This window comes from Pseudomonas sp. PICF6, assembly GCF_009831705.1.
Taxonomy (GTDB): domain Bacteria; phylum Pseudomonadota; class Gammaproteobacteria; order Pseudomonadales; family Pseudomonadaceae; genus Aquipseudomonas; species Aquipseudomonas rhizophila.
This window is the reverse complement of record NZ_WUUD01000019.1, coordinates 56202-76260: the sequence shown is the minus strand read 5'-3', so window position 1 is coordinate 76260 and position 20059 is coordinate 56202. Positions and strand designations below refer to the sequence as shown.

20 protein-coding genes and 1 pseudogene are annotated in these 20059 nt (G+C 60.3%); 9 read left to right on the top strand and 12 right to left on the bottom strand.

Annotated elements, in window-relative coordinates:
• Positions 1-949, bottom strand: a 949-nt coding sequence (locus tag GSM73_RS13185) for an MBL fold metallo-hydrolase (RefSeq protein WP_160892879.1), incomplete at its 3' end; no start/stop codon positions are given.
• Between the two features lie 255 nt (positions 950-1204).
• On the opposite strand from GSM73_RS13185, the gene GSM73_RS13180 reads away from it, so the two are divergent.
• Complete coding sequence (locus tag GSM73_RS13180; protein WP_107322769.1) at positions 1205-1954, top strand: ABC transporter substrate-binding protein; 750 nt, start codon at positions 1205-1207, stop codon at positions 1952-1954.
• Here GSM73_RS13180 and GSM73_RS13175 read toward each other — a convergent pair.
• Positions 1953-2296, bottom strand: a pseudogene (locus GSM73_RS13175) (phytanoyl-CoA dioxygenase); the annotation flags it as partial. The gene GSM73_RS13180 and the pseudogene GSM73_RS13175 overlap by 2 nt on opposite strands.
• A gap of 146 nt (positions 2297-2442) precedes the next feature.
• Between GSM73_RS13175 and GSM73_RS13170 the strand changes: the two are divergent.
• Complete coding sequence (locus tag GSM73_RS13170; RefSeq protein ID WP_107322768.1) at positions 2443-4296, top strand: ABC transporter ATP-binding protein; 1854 nt, start codon at positions 2443-2445, stop codon at positions 4294-4296.
• A gap of 261 nt (positions 4297-4557) precedes the next feature.
• On the opposite strand, the gene GSM73_RS13165 is transcribed toward GSM73_RS13170, so the two are convergent.
• Positions 4558-5556: an NADP-dependent oxidoreductase gene (locus GSM73_RS13165; protein WP_076385374.1), complete on the bottom strand. Its 999-nt coding sequence runs from the start codon at positions 5554-5556 to the stop codon at positions 4558-4560.
• A 59-nt stretch (positions 5557-5615) separates the two neighbouring features.
• The gene (locus GSM73_RS13160; protein WP_076385372.1) at positions 5616-6404 is read right to left on the bottom strand and encodes an SDR family oxidoreductase; all 789 of its coding nucleotides are present in this window, start codon (positions 6402-6404) and stop codon (positions 5616-5618) included.
• A 263-nt stretch (positions 6405-6667) separates the two neighbouring features.
• Between GSM73_RS13160 and GSM73_RS13155 the strand changes: the two genes are divergently transcribed.
• The gene (locus tag GSM73_RS13155; RefSeq protein ID WP_160892875.1) at positions 6668-7243 is read left to right on the top strand and encodes a TetR/AcrR family transcriptional regulator; all 576 of its coding nucleotides are present in this window, start codon (positions 6668-6670) and stop codon (positions 7241-7243) included.
• Here GSM73_RS13155 and GSM73_RS13150 read toward each other — a convergent pair.
• Positions 7226-7915, bottom strand: a complete 690-nt coding sequence (locus GSM73_RS13150; protein ID WP_160892873.1) for a phytanoyl-CoA dioxygenase family protein — start codon at positions 7913-7915, stop codon at positions 7226-7228. The two genes, GSM73_RS13155 and GSM73_RS13150, sit on opposite strands and share 18 nt — an antisense overlap.
• A gap of 151 nt (positions 7916-8066) precedes the next feature.
• Between GSM73_RS13150 and GSM73_RS13145 the strand changes: the two genes are divergently transcribed.
• The 5 genes from GSM73_RS13145 (at position 8067) to GSM73_RS13125 (ending at position 13284) form a co-directional block, all read left to right on the top strand.
• A complete protein-coding gene (locus tag GSM73_RS13145; RefSeq protein WP_160892871.1) occupies positions 8067-8690 on the top strand; it encodes a hypothetical protein in 624 nt (207 codons plus the stop codon).
• Between the two features lie 217 nt (positions 8691-8907).
• Positions 8908-9759 (top strand): helix-turn-helix domain-containing protein, encoded by an 852-nt coding sequence (locus tag GSM73_RS13140; RefSeq protein WP_028941359.1) that lies wholly within the window; start codon positions 8908-8910, stop codon positions 9757-9759.
• Positions 9760-10343: 584 nt separating this feature from the next.
• Positions 10344-12380, top strand: coding sequence for a TonB-dependent siderophore receptor (locus tag GSM73_RS13135; protein ID WP_256676893.1), 2037 nt, complete (start codon positions 10344-10346; stop codon positions 12378-12380).
• Positions 12381-12449: 69 nt separating this feature from the next.
• Positions 12450-12896 (top strand): hypothetical protein, encoded by a 447-nt coding sequence (locus GSM73_RS13130; protein ID WP_139050612.1) that lies wholly within the window; start codon positions 12450-12452, stop codon positions 12894-12896.
• Positions 12883-13284 (top strand): hypothetical protein, encoded by a 402-nt coding sequence (locus GSM73_RS13125; RefSeq protein WP_076385360.1) that lies wholly within the window; start codon positions 12883-12885, stop codon positions 13282-13284. The genes GSM73_RS13130 and GSM73_RS13125 overlap by 14 nt, the downstream gene beginning before the upstream one ends.
• Positions 13285-13585: 301 nt before the next feature.
• Here the strand turns inward: GSM73_RS13125 and GSM73_RS13120 are convergent, their stop codons facing one another.
• The gene (locus GSM73_RS13120) at positions 13586-13810 is read right to left on the bottom strand and encodes a hypothetical protein (RefSeq protein ID WP_076385358.1); all 225 of its coding nucleotides are present in this window, start codon (positions 13808-13810) and stop codon (positions 13586-13588) included.
• A 14-nt stretch (positions 13811-13824) separates the two neighbouring features.
• Positions 13825-14691 (bottom strand): LysR substrate-binding domain-containing protein, encoded by an 867-nt coding sequence (locus GSM73_RS13115; RefSeq protein ID WP_160892867.1) that lies wholly within the window; start codon positions 14689-14691, stop codon positions 13825-13827.
• A gap of 111 nt (positions 14692-14802) precedes the next feature.
• Here GSM73_RS13115 and GSM73_RS13110 point away from each other — a divergent pair, with 111 nt between their 5' ends.
• The gene (locus tag GSM73_RS13110) at positions 14803-15720 is read left to right on the top strand and encodes a DMT family transporter (protein WP_160892865.1); all 918 of its coding nucleotides are present in this window, start codon (positions 14803-14805) and stop codon (positions 15718-15720) included.
• Between the two features lie 567 nt (positions 15721-16287).
• Here GSM73_RS13110 and GSM73_RS13105 read toward each other — a convergent pair.
• The 5 genes from GSM73_RS13105 to GSM73_RS27285 form a co-directional block, all read right to left on the bottom strand.
• The gene (locus GSM73_RS13105; RefSeq protein ID WP_160892863.1) at positions 16288-17361 is read right to left on the bottom strand and encodes a chemotaxis response regulator protein-glutamate methylesterase; all 1074 of its coding nucleotides are present in this window, start codon (positions 17359-17361) and stop codon (positions 16288-16290) included.
• A gap of 2 nt (positions 17362-17363) precedes the next feature.
• Entirely contained in the window at positions 17364-17861 is a 498-nt protein-coding gene (gene cheD / locus GSM73_RS13100) for a chemoreceptor glutamine deamidase CheD (protein ID WP_047227663.1), read from the bottom strand.
• Entirely contained in the window at positions 17858-18694 is an 837-nt protein-coding gene (locus tag GSM73_RS13095) for a protein-glutamate O-methyltransferase CheR (RefSeq protein ID WP_047227662.1), read from the bottom strand. Before GSM73_RS13095 ends, cheD begins: the two co-directional genes overlap by 4 nt.
• Positions 18691-19227 (bottom strand): chemotaxis protein CheW, encoded by a 537-nt coding sequence (locus tag GSM73_RS13090; RefSeq protein WP_047227661.1) that lies wholly within the window; start codon positions 19225-19227, stop codon positions 18691-18693. Before GSM73_RS13090 ends, GSM73_RS13095 begins: the two co-directional genes overlap by 4 nt.
• Positions 19228-19267: 40 nt before the next feature.
• On the bottom strand, positions 19268-20059 hold a 792-nt coding region (locus GSM73_RS27285; RefSeq protein ID WP_256676892.1), incomplete at its 5' end, for a methyl-accepting chemotaxis protein.

The window sequence follows — 20059 nt, the reverse complement described above, 5'->3', positions numbered from 1 at the left end:
CCCACTCATACTTTCCGGCTTCGCGTCGAATATGGCCGATACCGGGGAAGGGCAAATGCGCGACCGCAGACAGGCGCATTTCATCGGCTGAGGTTTCGAACTGACGCAGCCGCTGGGCTCGTGCGTTGTCCTGATTGACGTCAAAACTGATGGTCACCTCGGGCCGGGCGAACTGGATCAGGCCGACGTGCAGGATATCCCCCCAGAAATCGAGGCTTTGGCCCTGACTCTCGACCCTGTAGAAGCTATGGCCCGGCGTGTGGCCCGGTGTCGGGATGGCGGTGATGCCGGGGAGGAGGGTGGTCTTTGCGGTGAACGTCTTGACCTTGCCCGCCTCAAGGTAGGGGCCAATCGTCTTGCGCGCTTCTTCCAGGTGCTTGGGTTGGAGTCCGCTGCTCAGGTTGGCCGGATCCAGGAAGAAATCCACATCGGCCTGACCCACGTGAATGGTCGCGTTGGGGAATAGCATCTGCCCATCCCGCGTCAGCCCGCCGGAATGATCGGTGTGAATGTGGGTGATCAGAATGTCGCTGATCTGCTCCGGCCGATAGCCAGCGGCGGCCAGGCTCTGGGGCAGTTTGCCGGCTACATTGCCGAACAGTTCGCCGGCGCCTGTATCCACCAGTACCAGATGAGAACCGGTGTCGATTACGTAGGCGTTGATCGAGGTTTCCACCGGGTTACGGACGAAGCCTTTCTGCAACAGCGCGTCTATTTGCCCGGTGCTGATGCCCCGCAGCAGCGGGTGAAGATTAAGCGGTAGCGTACCGTCGCTCAGTGCGGTGACCTGTACCTCACCCACTTGGAATCGATAGACGCCCGGCAGCTGGGATTTGTGTGATCGCGAGGCTTCTATTGGCGTTGCGGTGGAAGTCAGGGGGTAGATCGCAGCCGTGAGAAAAAGGGCAGCTAGCAATGTTGTGCGATGGAGAATGGATTGGGTGTGCATGGCAGGAATCCTGGGCAGCGCGAACCTCATTGATCGCTGGAGCAAAGATAAGGCGACGGCGGTGCGGGGGGAACGCCTGCCTCGGTTATACGACGCATCGTTGTGGCTAATGGCTGGGGGCAGTGACGCGCTTGGGTGAGCCCGTGGCGAGGGGATTTATCTCCGCTGAAGGGGGCGCACCAACTGTTTGGTGCGTGTTTAAGGCTATGCTTATCAGGTCCCCCATAAACACCAGGCAGCCCATCAGGAGAGCCCGTGAAACAATCGACACCTGTCGCAGCGCTGCTCTGTCTGCTGCTCGGTACTGGCGTTGCCAGGGCCGAGCCGTATCAGGTGGTCACCGAAGAATGGGCCCCGTACAACTATCAGGAGAACAACCAGCTCACCGGCATGACCACTGAAATCGTGCGAGCCATCATGGCACTGACCGGGGATGACTTCGAGGTGCTGCTGCAGCCCAGCATGCGCGCCACCCAGGTACTGAGGACCCGAAGCAAGACCATCATGTTCTCGCTGTTTCGCACGGCGGAGCGCGAGCCGTTGTACAAGTGGGTCGGGCCGATCGTGGAAGAGTCCATTCATGCCTATCAGTTGGCCAGTACGCCGCCGGTGAATTCCCTGGAACAACTGCTGCACGCCCCGCAGATCACCACGCGACATGCCGGCCTGGTGCCGCAGATGCTGCAGTCGCTGGGCTTCAACAACCTGGACAAAAGTGCAACCGAGAGCAAGCTGCTCTACCGCATGCTGCTCGCCGGGCGGACCAAGATCATCGTAGGTGACACCGATGCCGGGGTGGCTTACTACAGCCGCCAGTTGAATATCGCACCGGGCACACTGCGCAAAATCCCCATCGAACTCTATCGGTCATCGCTGTACATCGCCTTCAGCCTTGACTCTGACGATGAGGTGGTGGCCGCGTGGGCCAAGGCTTTGGAGCAGTTGCGGCGCTCAGGGGAGGTGGAGCGGATTCAGCGGCGGTATGAGCGGCCCGTCGGGCAATAAGGGCGATGGCGATGTCGCCTGGCCGTTGGGCCGACAAGTTGTGGTGCAGTTGTTGGTGACCACCGATCAGAGGCTCGCGGCCCTCCACCTGCGAGAGAAAGAACCGCTCCCCGATCAGCTCTCCCACCACTGCCAGCACCAGTGGCAGGCGACATACCGCCTGAACCTTCGCATCGTCGTCCAGCATCGAGTAACGCCAGTCCAAGCCACGCGGCACTGGCCACTGGTCCGACGGTTTCACCCCGGCATCGAACACGGCACGCAGGCCATCCAGCCACTCGGCCGGGATCGCTTGGCGGACAGGGCATAGCCGTCCTGATGCAGTTGTTTGCGGTCGATCATGGCGTTCTCGGTTTCCTTGTGAGGCATGAAACGTCTGCTCCCGTGCACCCTCGTTGTGCCGGGTGAACAACCTTTCCTCCACCCAAACCCCTCAAAGCAACCTTTAAATGCCAGAATCTCTTTACCAGATGGTTTTGGAGATCACCATGCTTCACGCATTTGAACAACGGCTCGACCCTTTTCCGCCCGACGAGGCACCTCCGCCACCTGAAGGTCTGGCGCGGTTCCTGTGGGCCTGCACGCGGGGCGCACGCGGTTACATTCTCGCGCTCGCGCTGCTCAGCGCCGCTGTGTCGATTTACGAAGCCTGGCTGTTTTCTTTTCTCGGGCAGGTCGTGGACATGCTGTCGATCTGGCAGGCAGGCGGCGATGCGGCCCGACAGGAAAGTCGCGTGCTGTGGGGCATCGGCGTGGTGCTGGTGACCAGCATTGGGCTGGTAGCGATGCGCACGATGGTGCAGCACCAGATATTGGCGATCAACCTGCCGTTGCGGCTACGCTGGGATTTTCACCGGCTGATGCTGCGGCAAAGCCTTTCGTTCTTCTCCGATGAGTTCTCCGGCCGGGTCACCACCAAGGTGATGCAGACGGCGCTGTCGGTGCGCGAGGTGTTATTCACCATTATCGAGATCGCTCCGGGGATCGGGGTGTACTTCATTGCGATCATCGCGTTGGCCGGCGGCTTTGATCTGAAGCTGATGCTGCCGTTCATTGTCTGGGTGGCGTTGTTCGGTCTTGCCATGCGCTACTTCGTACCCCGCCTTGAGAAAGTAGGGCAGGAGCAGGCCCATGCGCGGTCATCAATGACCGGGCGTATCTCAGACGCCTACACCAACATCACCACGGTAAAGCTGTTCTCCCACTCCAAACGTGAAGCCCACTTCGCGCGCGCTGCCATGGAGGATTTCAAGCAGACCGGCTTTCGCCAGATGCGCCTGGTCAGCCAGTTCGAGATCGTCAATCAGGCATTGGTGGTCGGGTTGATCATGGGGGCAGGCGGTTATGCCCTATGGCTATGGCACCAAGGTCAAGTGGGCGCGGGTGCGGTGGCGGCGATTATTGCCATGGCGTTGCGCATCAATGGCATGTCGCACTGGATCATGTGGCAAATGACCTCGCTGTTCGAGAGCATCGGCACCGTGCAGGATGGCATGGCGACCCTGGCCTGCGGCCCCAAGGTGCAGGATGCCCCGGACGCCAGGGAGCTGGTCACCACGGGCGGCGCGGTGACTTTCGACAATGTGAGCTTCAATTACAACGGCGAACGCCAGGTGCTCGATGGCCTGAGCCTGAGCATTCGCCCGGGCGAAAAGATCGGGCTGGTGGGCCGCTCCGGTGCCGGTAAATCCACGCTGATCAACCTGCTGCTGCGCTTTTACGACGTGGACAAGGGTGAGATTCGTATCGACGGGCAGAACATCGCGCACGTCACCCAGGACAGTCTGCGCAGCGCCATCGGCATGGTGACTCAGGACACTTCGCTGCTGCACCGCTCCATTCGCGACAACATCGCCTATGGACGCCCCGATGCCACCGACGAGCAAATCCGCAGCGCCGCGGCCAGTGCCCAAGCCGATGGGTTCATCAGCCAACTGAGCGACAAGCAAGGCCACAGCGGCTACGACACCCTGGTGGGCGAGCGGGGTATCAAGCTTTCGGGCGGCCAGCGTCAACGCGTCGCCATTGCCCGGGTAATGCTCAAAAATGCCCCGATCCTGCTGCTTGACGAGGCCACCAGCGCCCTGGATTCAGAGGTCGAAGTCGCCATCCAGGAAAGCCTCGATGAAATGATGCAGGGCAAGACCGTGATCGCCATCGCCCATCGATTGTCCACGATTGCGGCGATGGACAGGCTGATCGTCATGGATGATGGACGCATCATCGAACAAGGCACCCACACCGAATTGCTCGGGAAAAACGGCACCTATGCGCGGTTGTGGCATCACCAGAGTGGCGGATTTCTGGGGGAGGATCAGGGCGTGGCTGAGGCGGTGGAGTAGGCATGGGGGTGTAAATGCAGCCAGGTCTGGTACCCCAGTGCAACTCCGACCTGGCCGACCGCCTGCTTTTTGAACCGTTTCCCGGTTACTGCTCAAGCATCAAACCACGCCAAAAGATGATCGGCTTTTCTACCCGTGCGGGTTCCGGTGGCAACTGCTCTTCTATGGACTTGTCGTGCGCTGGCGGCTCCTCTGGTTCAGGCGCCGCAGTCGGGTACTTGGCGGTATGCACATCATCTACTGACATCTTTTGTCGTGCGCTTATTTGATTGTTATGGTGACTTTGCCTTTTGATCTGCCCTGCTCGACGTAGCGCAACGCCTCTGCGGTCGATGCAAAAGGGAAGGAGCGATCGATGACCGGTTTGATGACCCCAGCCTCGATAAGCGAGGTGATTTTCTGCAGTTGTATCCCGTTGGCTCGCATGAACAAAAACGCATAGCTCACCCCATGTCTGCGGGCTTTTCTGCGAATACCGCTGCTCAGCAGGCGCATGACTTGCCCCAGCACCCAAGACAGGCCTTGCTCTTGGGCAAATTGCACGGTCGGCGGCCCTGAAAGGGAAATGAGCTGTCCACCAGGCTTGAGCACCTTGATCGATTTCTCCAGTACATCGGCGCCGAGGCTGTTCAACACCACGTCGAAATCGCGCAACTCCTTTGCAAAATCCTGCTGTTTGTAATCGATGACCACATCCGCCCCGAGTGCTTTCACCCATTGAACATTCGCCGTACTGGTGGTGGTCGCAACGAAGGCGCCAAGGTGTTTGGCGAGCTGGATAGCAAACGTGCCGACGCCACCGGATCCAGCATGAATCAACACCTTCTGGCCTTTTTTCAGCTGGGCGGTCTCAACCAGCACCTGCCAGGCCGTCAAAGCCGCCAAGGGGATGGCAGCCGCTTCGGCCATGTCGAGATTCGAGGGTTTCAGCGCGAGCGCGTTTTCGTCCACGGCGATCAGTTCAGCAAACGTCCCGATCCGGGCCTCTGGAGGACGTGCATAGACTTCGTCTCCTGGCTTGAATCGCTTCACCGCCGAACCCGTGCTAACAACCACTCCGGCCAGGTCATTGCCCAATACCAATGGAAACGTATAGGGCAGGATCAGTTTGAATTCCCCCGTTCTGATCTTCGAGTCCAACGGGTTCACGCTGGTTGCATGCACCTGAACCAGAACGTCATGCACACCGACCACAGGGTCGGGCACTTCGCCAATCATTCCGTTCTGCTTGCCGTAGCGGTCGATAAAAAATGCCTTCATGTTGCAGCTGCTCTTGTCGGGGGAATGAGAGTGGGGCGAGGCCGACCTGTCGGCATGGGTCAGTCTTGAGTCAAATAGCGCTGCGCCACGGCGGACTGCCTGATCTGCGACAAAAGACCCTGACGCGCGGTTTGCAGGGCATCCCAGCGCTCGCCTTCATGCAGCGGAGGAATGGTCACCGGCTCGCGACGGTCGAAGCCCACCAGGGCGGCATCGACCAGATCACCCACTTCCATGATTTCGCTCAAAGTGTTGATGTCGATACCGGCGCGATCCCAAATCTCCGTGCGGGTGGCTGCGGGCAGTACGGCTTGCACATAGACACCCTGAGGCGACAGTTCCAGGCTCAAGCCTTGGGACAGGAACAGCACGAACGCCTTGGTCGCACCGTAGACCGTCATGCCGAACTCAGGCGCCAGACCCACCACCGAGCCGATGTTGATGATCGCGCCTTCACCTGCTTTGGCCAAGCGCGGCGCGATGGCGCTGGCGAGCCGCACCAGTGCGGTGGTGTTGAGGGCTACCAGTTGTGCAACGCTGTCGGTGCTTTGCTCGATGAAGGTGCCGGACTGTGCGGCGCCGGCATTGTTGACGAGGATGCCGATGCGCGCATCATCCCGCAGGCGCGCTTCGACGCTGTGCAGGTCAGTGAGTTGAGTCAGGTCGGCCTGAAGCACTTCAACGGCGACGTTGTGCTCGCCACGCAACTTCGCGGCGAGCGTTTCCAGGCGAGAGTGATCTCGGGCGACCAACACCAGATCATGTCCGCGTTGGGCGAAACGCTCAGCGTAAACCGCGCCAATGCCGGTGGACGCGCCAGTGATGAGAACGGTAGGGCGAGTAGTCATGATGTCAGCTCTTTGTGAGAAACATGGATTGGGATTGATGCATGAGAAAAAGTCAGACTCGATCAGCCAGTGCCTGGGCCAAGGTATAGGCGGTAAACAGATTCAGGTCGCTCATGGGAGGTTGTTCCGTGTCCGTTGGTAACTGGTCTGATCGCTGGAAATTATGATGATGATCGAAATCTAAACTGTCAACGGTTTTGATTATGATCAACATCAATGTATGATCAGTCGATGAATTTCCAGCGGTAACGAGGTATCGAAACATGCGCGTGACCAAAGCCCAGGCCCAGGCAAATCGGGAGCACATCGTCGAAACAGCCTCAGTCGTATTTCGCGAGCGCGGTTTTGACGGGGTCGGCGTGGCCGACCTGATGGCCGCCGCCGGCTTCACCCATGGCGGTTTCTACAAACATTTCGGTTCGAAGGCTGACCTGATGGCCGAAGCCTCGGCGAAGAGTCTTGAGCAGTCACTGATCGGCGTCGACGCATTGAGCGTGAAGGACTTCATTGATGTGTATGTGTCGCGGGACCATCGCGACGGGCGCGCCACGGGTTGCACCATGGCAGCGTTGTGCGGTGACGCGGCACGTCAGTCGGACGATTTGAAGGCGGCATTCGCTGAAGGCATCGAGCGCATGTTGCAAACTCTCGGCGAAAAATACCCGACCGGGCCGGATGCGGTGCCGGGTGAGGCGAGGGGGAAAATGATCGACCTGCTGGCGCACGCGGTCGGCGCGATCATGCTATCGCGTGCCTGTCCTGACGACTCGGCGCTGGCCGATGAAATTCTGGCGGTGTGTCATGCGCAAATGATTGCATCTTTACCTAGGCGAGCGTAGCCCGAAGCCAAAATCCAAAGGCTCGAACCGCTCACTCGTGGCCATACGAACATTACGCAGGCCCACGGTTTCCAAGTGTGAAGCGTACAACTGCTCCGAAAAATAACTGATCAAAATCGAACGACGGTGCGAACCCACCGAGTTCAGGCTGCCCGCATGCACCAAGTCCACATCGAACACCAGGATGTCACCGGCGCAACCTGAAAGCTGTACGGAGCGTGATTCGTTGGTGAAGTCGAATGGCTGCTCGCTTGGCTCGGGGCGATGGCTGCCGGGGACGATGCGTGTCGCACCGTTCTCAGGGCCATAGTCGTCAAAAAAAGCCAGGGCCATGGCAATGTCGCCTGGCCGTTGGGCCGACAAGTCGCGGTGCAGCGGTTGATGGCCGCCACCGGCAAGAGGCTCGCGCCCCTCCACCTGCGACAGAAAGAACCGCTCCCCGATCAACTCACCCGCGACCGCTAGCACCTGGGGCAGACGACACACAGCCTGAATCTTCGCATCATCGTCCAACAGCGAATGACGCCAGTCCATGCCACGCGGCACGGGCCATTGGTCCGACGGCCTCACACCTGCATCGAACACGGCACGCAGGTCTTCCAGCCATTCGGTTGGGATCGCTTGACGGAGCAGAGCGTACCCATTTCGATGGAGTTGATCGCGGTCAGTCATGGTTTCTCGACTTCCTTGTGCGCACGTTTGCAAGGCTAGTATTCAAAGCAAAGTTGGACCACCCGACACTGCAAAATCGAAAGTGACCAGAGACAAACCCGGAAGGTTTGCAGTTATCATCTGATCACCATCCAAGAAAAGGACTTCACCGATGAAGCGTCTGTTCGTCTGCACCCTCCTTGCACTGGCCGTCGTCGGCTACGCCAAAGCCAACCAGAGCACCTTCGAAGAAACCAACCAGTGCTCGGAAGATATCGATTGCCAAGGGGATTTCATTTGCAAAAACGGCCTATGCGATCTTCCTGAACCCCAACAAAACCTCGTTGCAAAACCCACCGTCACGACTCAAATCGCGCCCCCAGCGCCCCCCGGTGTTGCCTATGAAACCTTGCCCGTCACCGCCGAGCGTGCCGGGCCTTTCACGACCCAGACCCAAGGGACGGGGACCGCGCTGAATTATCAAACGCGCGCTGGGGTGGTGAATGTCATGGAGGCAATTGTCGAGGAGGCTGAGTACACCGGGTATGTGGCGATTGAAAAGGCTTATACGTTTGGGCCGAGCCGGTATGTGGTGGTTGTTTCCACGGGGGAGGGTGGGAATGCTTGCCCGGCGTCTACTTATGTTTTTAGTTTTGATGCCAAGGTCGAGCGTGTTGATGGGAAGCGGGAGGTGGCTGGGTGTTCTGAGTTGGTTGAGGTTCTGGTGGAGGGGAATAGGTTGACGGTTAAGAAGGAGGGGGATGGGACTGTTGTTTTTAATGGGGTTGTGGAGTAGATCGGGGGATGGGGTGGGCTTTCGTCTGTTTTCGGCCGAGGCTGTGTAAAAACGTTTTCGAGTGCGACAGGTACTCAAAACCGGACTGGAAATCGCGCATGTGCACGAAATCCACATCTGCTGACGTGGAGGGAAGGCCGGATGTCATTACACTAGCGGCTCGTGATACTTTCCAGCTAGGCCAAGGCCTCCTTTTCTATCCGAGTCTCTACACCTCATGTCGAGCATCGCCGTTACCGATCTGACCTCCACCATGGACGTCGACAGCGTCTCGCGGCCGGTTGTGGCTCTGAGTGCCACATTGGTCGCCAAGGACTGGGAAAATGCCACGCATCAGCACCGCAAGGCGCAGTTGATCTACTCGGTTCGCGGCATCCTCAACTGCGAAATCGAAGAAGGCGTCTGGATCGTGCCGCCGCAGTGCGCCTTGTGGATCCCCGGCGACTTGCCCCACTCGGCCTGGGGTTCCGGTGAAGTGGAGTGCTACTGCCTGTTCGTCGAGCAGGATGCCGCGCCGGATCTGCCGACCACCTGCTGCACAATTTCGGTATCGCCGCTGCTGCGCGAGTTGCTGCTCAAGGCGACCGCCGTTCCCGAGCTGTACGCCCCAGGCGGACGGGAGGAACGGTTGCTGGCGGTGTTGCTCGACGAGCTGGTGGCGGCGCCGGTGGAGGACCTGCACCTGCCCATGCCGCGTGACCCACGCTTGCGTCGCCTCGCGGAAATGATCCTGGCGACGCCGGCTGACAAGACGTCGAAGACCGCCTGGGCGACGCGCATAGGTATGAGCGAGCGCAGCATGAGCCGCCTGCTGCTGCAGGAAATTGGCATGAGCTTCGGGCGCTGGCGTCGGCAGCTGCACGTGATCCTGGCGCTGCAAAGGCTGACCAAGGGTGACAGCGTGCAAACGGTGGCGCTGGAACTGGGCTACGAAAACGCCAGCGGCTTCGTCACGATGTTTCGCAAGGCGGTGGGCAAGCCGCCGGCTCGCTACCTTTCGGATCGCACCGGCAGCGCGGTGACGGCAGCTGCGCCCGGAATCATGCTCCCCGATCCGATCGCCCTCTGATCCAATCCGCCTGTCCTGACGCAAGCCTGCGCTGCTTTATTAAAAAGCCGCGGACTTCAGCACCCCCCACACACCCTGCAACGTCGCTCGCCCATGAAGACGACCGCGCATAACGGCGACATCGCCGCATGTCACGCCGGCCGTTTGCCCCTCGTCAGTCTGCCTGGCAAGTCGACCATATTCCGTAATCAACCATGACTATTACTCAAAACGGCCAGCGGGAGGGTGTGATCATTATTGGCCGAATCGAATAACAATCTGGCCTGATTTCACCATCATGGCGCATTGCCTTTGTTGTTAAATGCGCCATCTAAATGCAAATGAGTATTGCTTAAATGAAAACTTCATCCATTACAGGGAAGTTTCGCTCGTCTCTTGCTCTGTGCGCCGATTCAGTCGTCTGCCCGCCGCTCGCCGGGCACCTCAAAAACGCGCCCTGCAGCGCGCTGGGCTCGGCGATTGCGGCAGCGCTTGTGCTCAGTGCGCCGGGCGCATTTGCCGCCGAGACGGCGCAGCCGCAAAATAAGGCAGCAGACTCAGCCCAGAAGGAAGTGGCCCTGCCGGCAATCCGTGTGACAGGCCAAATGGACAACGCGACCACCGAGGGAACCGGCTCCTACACCACCGGCGAGACGGCAGCGGCGACGCGCCTGCCGATGACGCTGAAGGAAACGCCCCAGGCGGTGACCGTGATCACGCGCCAGCGCATGGACGACCAGCAACTCAACACGGTGCAGAGCGTGCTGGAGAACACCAACGGTGTCACCGCGCGCCAGGCCGACAGCGAGCGCACCAGCTTCTATTCGCGGGGGTTGCTGATTAACAACGTGCAGTACGACGGCATCCCCACCGTGATCGGCAACGCCGTCAACGGCAGCGGCATCAGCGCCCTGGACACCGCCTTCTATGACCGTGTCGAGGTGGTGCGTGGCGGCTCGGCCCTGCTGACCGGCACCGGAAACCCTTCAGCCTCCATCAACCTGGTGCGCAAACGGCCGACACCTGAATTCGCCGCATCCGCCTCCCTCGGCGCCGGGAGCTGGGATACCCACCGCGGCATGGGCGACGTCTCCACACCGCTGACCGAGGACGGCCGCATCCGCGCGCGCCTGGTAGGCACCTATCAGGACGGCAACTCCTACCTGGACGGCTACAAGCCCGAGCGCAAGGCGTTCTACGGCATCGTCGAGGCCGACCTGACCGCCGATACCACGGTGAGCCTGGGCTATGACTACCAGGACATTACGCCGAAGGGCGCCACCTGGGGCGGCTTGCCGCTGTGGTACAGCGACGGTTCGCAGATCGATTATTCCCGCTCCAAGAGCTATGGGCAGGACTGGAGCCATTTCGACAACACCCTCAAGACCGCCTTTGCCGAAGTCGAGCACCGCTTCGACAACGGCTGGACGCTCAAGGGCGTGTTCAACCAGTACCGCACCGAAAGCGAATCCGAACTGGTCTCCCTGGGTGGCCGGCCTGACCCCGTCACGGGGCTGGGCGCCTTCCCGTTCGCAGTGGCGTCCGAGGGGCGCAGTCGCCAGAACACCTTTGACGTGATGGCCAGCGGCCCCTTCGAAATGCTCGGTCGCCAGCACGACCTGGTGGTCGGCGCGACAAGTTCACGCCGCAAGGCCAGTCAGGACGATGTAGCGCCGTTCTTCGCAGGCTTTACGCCGATCAACATCCATAGCCTGAGCCCAGGCACGCCACGGCCCAACTTTGATGCCATACCGCATATCCCGACCCGCACCGAGGTCAAGCAGAGCGGCATCTATAGTGCGGCCCGCTTCTCCCTGGCCGATCCGCTGAAGCTCATCGTCGGCGGGCGCCTGAACTATTACGAGGTCGACGACGACGCCAACGGCAGCACGCTGCACTACAAGAAAAACAACGAATTCACCCCGTACGTCGGACTGGTCTACGACATCGACAGTACCTACTCGGCTTACGTCAGCTACACGGGCATCTTCAACCCGCAAACCGACTTCCGCGACACGACCGGCAACGTGCTCACGCCGTCCAAGGGCAAGACCAAGGAAGTCGGCCTCAAGGCCGCCTATCTGGACGGGCGCCTGAATGCTGCCGTGGCGGTGTTCGAGACCAAGCTGGACAACGCCGCGCAACTGGTCCCCGGCGCGTTCACCCCAGGCGGAGCCAACGCCTATACCGGCGCCGACGGCACCAAGTCTCGCGGCATCGAGTTCGACCTGCAGGGCGAGCTGGCCACTGGCTGGAACATCTACGCCGGTATCGCCCACTTCACCGCCGAGGATGGCGACGGCGAGCGCCTGAACTCCCAGCTACCGCGCACCACGGCCCAGTTCTTCACCACCTACCGGCTGCCTGGCGCGTGGAACAAGCTGACCCTGGGCACAGGCGTGAAGTGGCAGAGCCGCTTTTACCAGGCGCCGGGCGTTGGCACCAGCACGCTGGGCGGCGAACAGAGCGCCTATGCCCTGACCTCGGTGATGGGGCGTTACGCCCTGAGCGAGAACATCGACCTGGGCCTCAACGTCAACAACCTATTCGACAAGAAGTACGCCTTGCAGAAGGGTGACTTCGACACCGTGACCTATGGCGCCCCGCGCAACCTGATGGCCACGCTGGACTACCGCTACTGATTGCCCGCAGTACGCGGATCGCTGCCGGCGACTCGCGCCCCTACCGCCTTGAACATCGAGAACGTGCTCATGCCTACCCAAAACCCGGTTCACGTATTGGCGATACACAATGCGAACAAGGTCACCTTGTTCTGGTTGACGACTACTGCTGGCGCAGTGCTCTTCGTGACCTTCCAGTTGTTCTTCTACGTAAACGACTTTGTGAGAGCACAGGGCACCGCCCCGGCGATTACCTTCGAGCCCGGCATGCTTTGGGTGTTTCCTACCTTCTATGGCTCCTGGATCGTCACGGTGCTCCTCGCCCTGATCGAAACCCGCAAGGCCCAGTGGGCTGTCCTGATCCTCGGCAGCCTGCTGGTCGTGCTCAATACCCTGGGCGGAGTCACCGACGGGCTGCGCGACGGCTGGTACGTCGCCTTCTCGGCGGTATTCTTCATCACCCTGCCCGGAGTGTTCGCCATCGCCGCCAGCTGGCGTCACCTCAACCGCAAAGGAACCCGCCATGCCGATGAATAGCGCTGAATTCCCGCTGGTGTGGATGAGTTTCGCCCACGAGCCCGGGCACGATACCCAGAAGGACTTCGACGAGTTCGCAGCCAACCTGCAGCGCGGCGAACCCTTCGTGCTGCTCAGCGAAACGCCACCCGGCGATGACCATGAGCACTCACCAGAAGAAAAGAAACGCACCACGCTGTGGATGAAGAAGCACAAGGCGCAACTGCGCAGCCTGGTTCTGGCCCTGATCATGGTCGAACCCAGCGCGGCAAAGCGCCTGGGATTCAAGGCATTCGCCGGCCTGTTCGCCAAGGTCTGGGGCTACCCGCTGCTGTTCGCCGCCTCACGCGAGCAGGCCATCGAGATGGCCCACGAACTGCTGCGCAAGACTAACAGGGAGGCGCGCTGAGGGTTGCCTAGCTGAAACGACTCAGTTCGCTACAACTTCACCCTCGGAAACTTCGTCCAGTGATTTGCCGCGAGCTCGCTCTTGCGAAACGGCTTAGTAAGCCGCGGTACTTCTGGGTGATTATCAGGCATCAGTGCGGTGAGGGCGTGCGATGGGCAGCAAAGGCCATTCTCTGCCAATCATAGGTGGTCAAATCCGATGTAAATGGCAGGTAAGGTCGAATGCATGCCACGAGGGAAGTCCGTGCAGAACTCATCGGCCAGCTAAGCAGAAACGGGCGCTTTAAGCGCCCGAAACTCTGTCAATGTTCAACCTGCGCCTGAAGTCGTCGACCAATCACTTCCAGCAAATCACACCCATCGCGCAATGGAATTACCAAAAGTTGCGCCAAGTCCGAAAGCACCACTGTGTCGCTGGCGATCTCGGATCGGAACGCGATGTTTTCCAGTACTTGAGTCACCACACGGATGCGGTAATCAGCGGTTGCGTGCAAGACGTCCAGCGGGGATAAATCCCCTCGCCACAGGGAGGGCGGTGCAGCTAGCCCTCGAACTCCGTTTGCAGCATCCCCAAAAACGCCTCCCTGGCAGGATGCCGACCGGTGTTTTCATGCCAATAAAAAAGGTTATCGATCCCCGCCAGCTCGGGAAATTCATACCCCGTCCAACCAGCCCCCTGGCGGTATTGCTCATAGATCCCACGGGGCACCAGCGAGACACCTGCACCTGCACTGACGCAGCCGACGATGGCGCCGTAGCTGGCGATGCTGATGATCGGCTGCGTTTGCTCATGGCGTAGCAGCCATTGCTCCAGCGCCAAGCGGTACGGACAGCCCGTGGGCCACATGAAGATCACTTTGCCTCGCAAATCTGCCGCGCTGCGCAGTGGGCCGTGAGACTCGGAGGCGATGAGCACCAGATCTTCGCGGTACATCACGGCTCGCTTGAGTCCAGGTCGCTCCATGTCCACCGCTACGATTACGCCATCGAGCCGGTGATGCTGGACATCGTCCAGCAGCTGAGCCCAGGTGCCCGTGCTCAGTTCCAGGGATACTTGCGGGTACTGCGCGTGGTATTTGGCCAGCAGCTGGGGCAGACGCCCCGTGGCGCTGGACTCGATCGCGCCAATGCGCAACGGGCCGCTCGGCGCGCTGTCAGGGGCTATTGCGCGGCGGGCTTCTTCTGTCAGGTTCAGTATTTTTGTCGCGTACCCCACAAACACTTCACCCGCCGGGCTGACTCGCAGTCCGCGACCTTCGCGGAAGAACAACGGCGTGCCGAGCTCCCGCTCCAGGGACTTGAGGCGTGCGGTGATGTTGGACGGCACACAGTGCAGCACTTCAGCGGCACGGGCGATGCTGCCGGTGTCGCAGACCGTCTTGAGCATGCGCAGTTGGGACAGTTCCATAGCTCACCCAAAGTGAATAGTAGGTTGAGTTTAAGTCACTTGTGCTGATGTGAGGTGGTTTCGATACTTCGAGGCAAATCGGCAGACGCTCAATGGGGCAGGGACTTCTAAATGGAAACGCGTTGTGTGTCGTTCGACGGTTCCTCCAGCAAACCCGGTGCGAGAATTATCCTCGCGACGATGTTCGTGATTTTTTGCTGGGCCTATTCTCCGATTGGCATTCGCATCGGCTTGCAGGCTTACGATCCGGGTCACTTGGCGCTGATGCGGTTTCTCATCGCTTCGGTGTTCATGGCCCTGGTCGCGATGGTCAAGGGTATTTCCCGGCCGCGTCTCAGGGACCTGCCATTGCTGGCGGTGCTGGGTTTCTTCGCTGTGAGCTTGCACCACATTGCGCTCAATTACGGTCAGCGTGGTGTCAGTGCCGGGGCCGCCAGTGTGCTCGCCCAGTCCACGCCTTTGTTCAGCGCTTTACTCGCACATTTTTTCTTCAAGGACAGAGTCAGTGGTTGGCAGTGGGGGTGCGTAGTGTGCGGCTTGTTTGGCGCTGCCGTGGTCGTGGCGGGGGATCGTGGCTTGGGTGATATGAACGCCCATGGACTCTTGATCCTGCTGGCGGCGCTGTCCTGGAGTCTGTATTTCTCTCTCCAGAAACGTCATGCCCAGCGATACGATGGATTGACCATGGTTTGCTACACCGTCTGGTCGGGCACAGTCCTGCTATTTATTTTCGCGCCGGGACTGCTAATTGACGCACAACACGCTTCTGTTTCGGTGAATCTGGCGGTGCTGATATTGGGTATTTTTCCCAGCGCGCTGGCGTACCTCGCATGGGCTTACGTGCTGGCGCATAGCAATGTAAGCCGCGCCTCCATGGCGCTTTACCTGATACCACCCACCGCGATGTTGATGGCTTCTTTGGTGCTGGCCGAGCGCCCGTCAGTGATGGTGGTGGTTGGGGCGGTTATCGTGTTGATGAGCGTGCTGGCGTTGAATCTTGAGCCGGTGAAGGGGGCAAATGCCAGCTGATTCTGTAGTGGTTGTAGGCAATGACGTCGGAGGGTTGCGAAAGGCAACTCCAGCTTGACGAACCGTTGCAATGGCGAAAACGAGAGTCGTCGGCTGACTTCACAACGGTCGTGAGGCACGGTTCTACGCGTTTCGTCTGATCCGTATTTTTCTGTTAAAGCTGCCGCTGTAATCAACCCAGTTCCCACCTCAGAATAGCCACGCGGTTTGCCTATCAAACCGCCCGTGTAGCGCAGTTTTCTGCTCCAGGAGTGCTCATGACGAAGATGGCGATTTTTTTGGGTGGTTTTTTGGCACTGACCCTTTTGATTGGCGTGCTGGCGACGATTTCGCCGGTGTAGACACAAGCCCGCAGACAAGGTGGCCCTGTAGCAAAGGAATGCTTCAGCGGAATACTGAAGCAAACCCGGTCGCTTTTTGTGGCGAGGGGATTTATCCCCGTTGTGGGAGCAAAGCTTGCTCGCGAAGCAGGCGCCTCGGTTGCTGAAAGATTGTATCGCCTGCATCGCGGGCAAGCCTTGCTCCCACAATGAGTTCTGTGTGGATCGGGGGAGCAGTCCTTAGCGCCTACCGATGCAAAATCACCTGCGCAATCTCCTGCAACCCCATCACCCGCTGCGCGGCGTTGAGTTTGATGGCTTCCTTGGGCATGCCGAAGACCACGCAGCTGGCTTCGTCCTGGGCCACGGTGCTGCTGCCGGCGTCGAGCATTTCTTTCAGGCCGCGGGCGCCGTCGTCGCCCATGCCGGTCATGATGATGCCGGTGGCGTTGCGGCCGGCGAATTTGGCCACTGAGCGAAACAGCACGTCCACCGATGGGCGGTGGCGGTTGACCAGGGGGCCATCCACCACTTGTACGTGATAGAACGCGCCGCTGCGGGTCACCATCATGTGTTTGCCGCCTGGGGCGATGAGGGCCAGGCCCGGGTGGATACGGTCGTTGTTGCGGGCTTCGCGTACTTCAATCTGGCACAGGCTGTTGAGTCGGGCGGCAAACGAGGCGGTGAATTTTTCCGGCATGTGCTGGACGATGACGATCCCTGGGCACACCCGTGGCAAGGCGGTCAGCACCGCTTCCAGGGCCTGGGTGCCGCCGGTGGACGTGCCGAGGGCGACGATGCGTTCGGTGGTCTGGGCCATGGCATGGCCGTTGGCGGCCGGCAGCATGGCGTCGGCGGTGAGTTTGGTGGCTGGGGTCAGCGGCGCTGGGGCAGGGCGTTTGCCCAGGTTTTTGACGTTGACCTGGGCGGCGGCGCGGATGGCTGATATCAACTCCGGTGCCGACTCCAGCAGGAAATTCTTCAAGCCGCTGGTGGGCTTGGTGATGATTTCCACCGCGCCGGCGGCCATGGCTTGCAAGGTGGTTTCGGCGCCCCTGGGCGTCAGGGACGAGCAGATCACCACCGGCGTGGGACGCTCGCTCATGATTTTCTTCAAGAAGGTGATGCCGTCCATGCGCGGCATCTCCACATCCAGCACGATTACGTCGGGCCACTCCCGGGCCAGTTTGTCCATGGCGAAAATCGGATCGGACGCCGCACCCATCACATGAATGTCCGGCGTGTCGCTGAGGATCGCCAGCAGTACCTGGCGAACCACGGCAGAGTCATCCACCAGCAGTACATTTATCTTTTTTGACATGGTTAATGCCGGGTCCTTATCGGTTGATGCCTGACCCACACGTCGCCGCTGCACAGGTCAAAGATGATGCTTCGGTAGCCAGTGCTGCCCATGTCCTGGGCGATCAGGTCCAGGCGGTACAGCGCGGCCATTTCCAGCGCTGCGTTGACGTTCATCCGCGCCACGTCGCCGAACGGCACCTGGCGTTGCAGCTCCGGGAACATTTCGCCGCCGCCGAACAGCTTGAGTTGGTAATCCTCGGGTTCGGTGCGATGGGCCTTTGCCTGGCGGACGAACAGTTCGATGGCTTCGTCGGCGTACATGCCGTTCAGCGCCGTGGAGCAGCGCGCCCGGCTGGGCAACATGTAATGGCACATGCCGCCGATCTTGCGCTCCGGATGCCACAGGGTGACGGCCACGCAAGAGCCGAGAATGGTGCGCAGGCGAGTCGGGCTGGTGGCGAAACGAAACTCGCCGGGCGCCAGATACACCTCGGGCATTTGCTTGAGCGCGGCGCTCATGGCTTGCGATAAATCGAAGGTGCCACCAGTTTCAACGCATCGGATACGCCGTTGAGGCTTTCGGAGTGGCTCACGATGAAATACCCGCCGGACTTGAGCCGTGGGAGCAATCGGGCGACCACTTTGCTTTTGGTGGGTTGGTCGAAATAGATCATGACGTTGCGCAGGAAAATGACATCGAACTCGCCCAGCTCCGGCAAGGTGTCGTTGAGGTTGACCTGGATGAAGTTGACCCGGCTGCGCAACGCCCGGTCGATGAGGAATGTGCCTTGCTGGCTGCCGGTGCCCTTCAGGCAATATTTCACCAGCAACGGTTGGGGCAGGGTACGGGCGCGTTCCATGGGGTAATGTCCGGAACGGGCCTTGGCCAGTACCTGGCTGCTGATGTCTGAACCGATGATTTCCCAAGGTGTGGTGCCCAGTCCTTCGGCCAGGGTCATGGCCAGGCTGTAGGGCTCTTCACCCGAGGAACTGGCGGCGCTCCACAGGCGGAAGGTTTTACCCGGCGTTGCATGGGGCAGCACATGTTCGCGCAGGAAATCGAAGTGCTTGGGCTCGCGGAAAAAGTAGGTTTCGTTGGTGGTGAGCAGGTCCAGCGCCACCTGCAATTCCTCGGTGCGCTGGCCGCTCATGATCAGCTTGAAATACTCGCCATAACTGCCCAGCTCATAGTGCTTGAGGCGCTTGAACAACCGCCCGGCCACCAAGGCCTTCTTGGCCGGTGACAGGTTGATGCCCGCGGCTTGATACAGCCAGGCTTGAAACTGGCTGAACTCACGGTCATTGAGCGCCAATGAGTTCACAGTGCGTTCCTTGCAGGTGTCTGCGTTCATTGGTTTTCAGCTTCCAGCGCGGCAGGGCTGGCCTGGGCCAGCTGCGACATTTCATCGATGGACAGCACTCGGTCCACCTCCAGTACGATCACGAACTTGCCGTCGACCTTGGCCATGCCGCTGATGAAATCGGCGCGGATCTTCGCCCCGAAACTCGGTGGCGGTTCGATCTGCGAAGCCGGGATCTCCAGCACCGCCGACACCGTGTCCACCAGCAGGCCGATGTCCTGGGCGGGGCCGTCCTCGGTGTTGGCCTCGATGATCACCACGCACGAACGCCGGGTGATCGCCGAGTTCTGTCGGCCGAACCGGGCCGACAGGTCCACCACCGGCACGACCGCGCCGCGCAGGTTGATCACCCCGCGTACGAAGGCCGGCATCATCGGCACCACCGTCAGGTTGCCGTACTCGATGATTTCCTTGATGCACAGGATGCCGATGGCAAACATCTCCGTGCCGAGCATAAACGTCAGGTATTGCGCTTCTTCCTCAACCGCGATGGCGGCTTGACGTGTGGTCGCGATGGCGCCCATGCCTTTTCTCCTTTTAAGCGAAGCCCGTAGGGCCGGACCGTCAGAACCGGGTGAATTCGGATTCGTCTGGCGCGCTGGCCATGTTGTAGGCAAATGCCTTGGGCATCACCGCCGCGGGCGCACGGGCTGTCTTGCGACTGGACGGACCTGGCGTGTTGTCCACCTTCAGTGGCTGGCTGGCCGATTTGGCTGGTGCGTCCAAGGTGAAGAAGCTCATGGCCTGTTGCAGCTGTTCGGCCTGGCTGCTCATCTCTTCTGCGGTGGCGGCCAATTCTTCGCTGCTGGAAGCATTCTGCTGGGTCACCTGGTTGAGCTGGGTCATGGCTGTGTTGATCTGCGCCACGCCGGCGGCCTGTTCTTCGGAAGCGGCGCTGATTTCCTGCACCAGGTCCGAGGTCTTGTTGATGGACGGGACCATTTCGTTGAGCAGATGCCCGGCCTTCTCGGCCATGTCGACGCTGCTGGACGACAGCTCGCCGATCTCCTGGGCCGCCACCTGGCTGCGTTCAGCCAGTTTGCGCACCTCGGCGGCGACGACCGCGAAGCCTTTGCCGTGCTCACCGGCGCGGGCCGCTTCGATTGCAGCGTTGAGCGCCAGCAGGTTGGTCTGGTAGGCGATGTCGTCGATGATGCTGATGCGTTGGGCGATTTTCTTCATCGCCACCACGGTCTGCTGCACCGATTCACCGCCGTCGGTGGCTTCCTTGGCGGCTTTGCTGGCCATGCCGTCGGTGACCTTGGCGTTCTCGGTGTTCTGGTTGATGCTGGCGCTCATCTGTTCGATGGAGGCGCTGGTTTCTTCGACGCTGGCCGCCTGCTCGCTGGTGGCCTG

Bases quoted from the DNA above. Each gene is read 5' to 3' on its own strand.
- GSM73_RS13165 (WP_076385374.1), bottom strand. From the start codon at position 5,556: ATGAAGGCATTTTTTATCGACCGCTACGGCAAGCAGAACGGAATGATT.
- GSM73_RS13145 (WP_160892871.1), top strand. From the start codon at position 8,067: ATGAAGCGTCTGTTCGTCTGCACCCTCCTTGCACTGGCCGTCGTCGGC.
- GSM73_RS13150 (WP_160892873.1), bottom strand. From the start codon at position 7,915: ATGACTGACCGCGATCAACTCCATCGAAATGGGTACGCTCTGCTCCGT.
- GSM73_RS13140 (WP_028941359.1), top strand. From the start codon at position 8,908: ATGTCGAGCATCGCCGTTACCGATCTGACCTCCACCATGGACGTCGAC.
- GSM73_RS13125 (WP_076385360.1), top strand. From the start codon at position 12,883: ATGCCGATGAATAGCGCTGAATTCCCGCTGGTGTGGATGAGTTTCGCC.
- GSM73_RS13090 (WP_047227661.1), bottom strand. From the start codon at position 19,227: ATGGGCGCCATCGCGACCACACGTCAAGCCGCCATCGCGGTTGAGGAA.
- cheD (WP_047227663.1), bottom strand. From the start codon at position 17,861: ATGAGCGCCGCGCTCAAGCAAATGCCCGAGGTGTATCTGGCGCCCGGC.
- GSM73_RS13155 (WP_160892875.1), top strand. From the start codon at position 6,668: ATGCGCGTGACCAAAGCCCAGGCCCAGGCAAATCGGGAGCACATCGTC.
- GSM73_RS13130 (WP_139050612.1), top strand. From the start codon at position 12,450: ATGCCTACCCAAAACCCGGTTCACGTATTGGCGATACACAATGCGAAC.
- GSM73_RS13135 (WP_256676893.1), top strand. From the start codon at position 10,344: ATGGACAACGCGACCACCGAGGGAACCGGCTCCTACACCACCGGCGAG.
- GSM73_RS13160 (WP_076385372.1), bottom strand. From the start codon at position 6,404: ATGACTACTCGCCCTACCGTTCTCATCACTGGCGCGTCCACCGGCATT.
- GSM73_RS13105 (WP_160892863.1), bottom strand. From the start codon at position 17,361: ATGTCAAAAAAGATAAATGTACTGCTGGTGGATGACTCTGCCGTGGTT.
- GSM73_RS13110 (WP_160892865.1), top strand. From the start codon at position 14,803: ATGGAAACGCGTTGTGTGTCGTTCGACGGTTCCTCCAGCAAACCCGGT.
- GSM73_RS13115 (WP_160892867.1), bottom strand. From the start codon at position 14,691: ATGGAACTGTCCCAACTGCGCATGCTCAAGACGGTCTGCGACACCGGC.
- GSM73_RS13170 (WP_107322768.1), top strand. From the start codon at position 2,443: ATGCTTCACGCATTTGAACAACGGCTCGACCCTTTTCCGCCCGACGAG.
- GSM73_RS13095 (WP_047227662.1), bottom strand. From the start codon at position 18,694: ATGAACGCAGACACCTGCAAGGAACGCACTGTGAACTCATTGGCGCTC.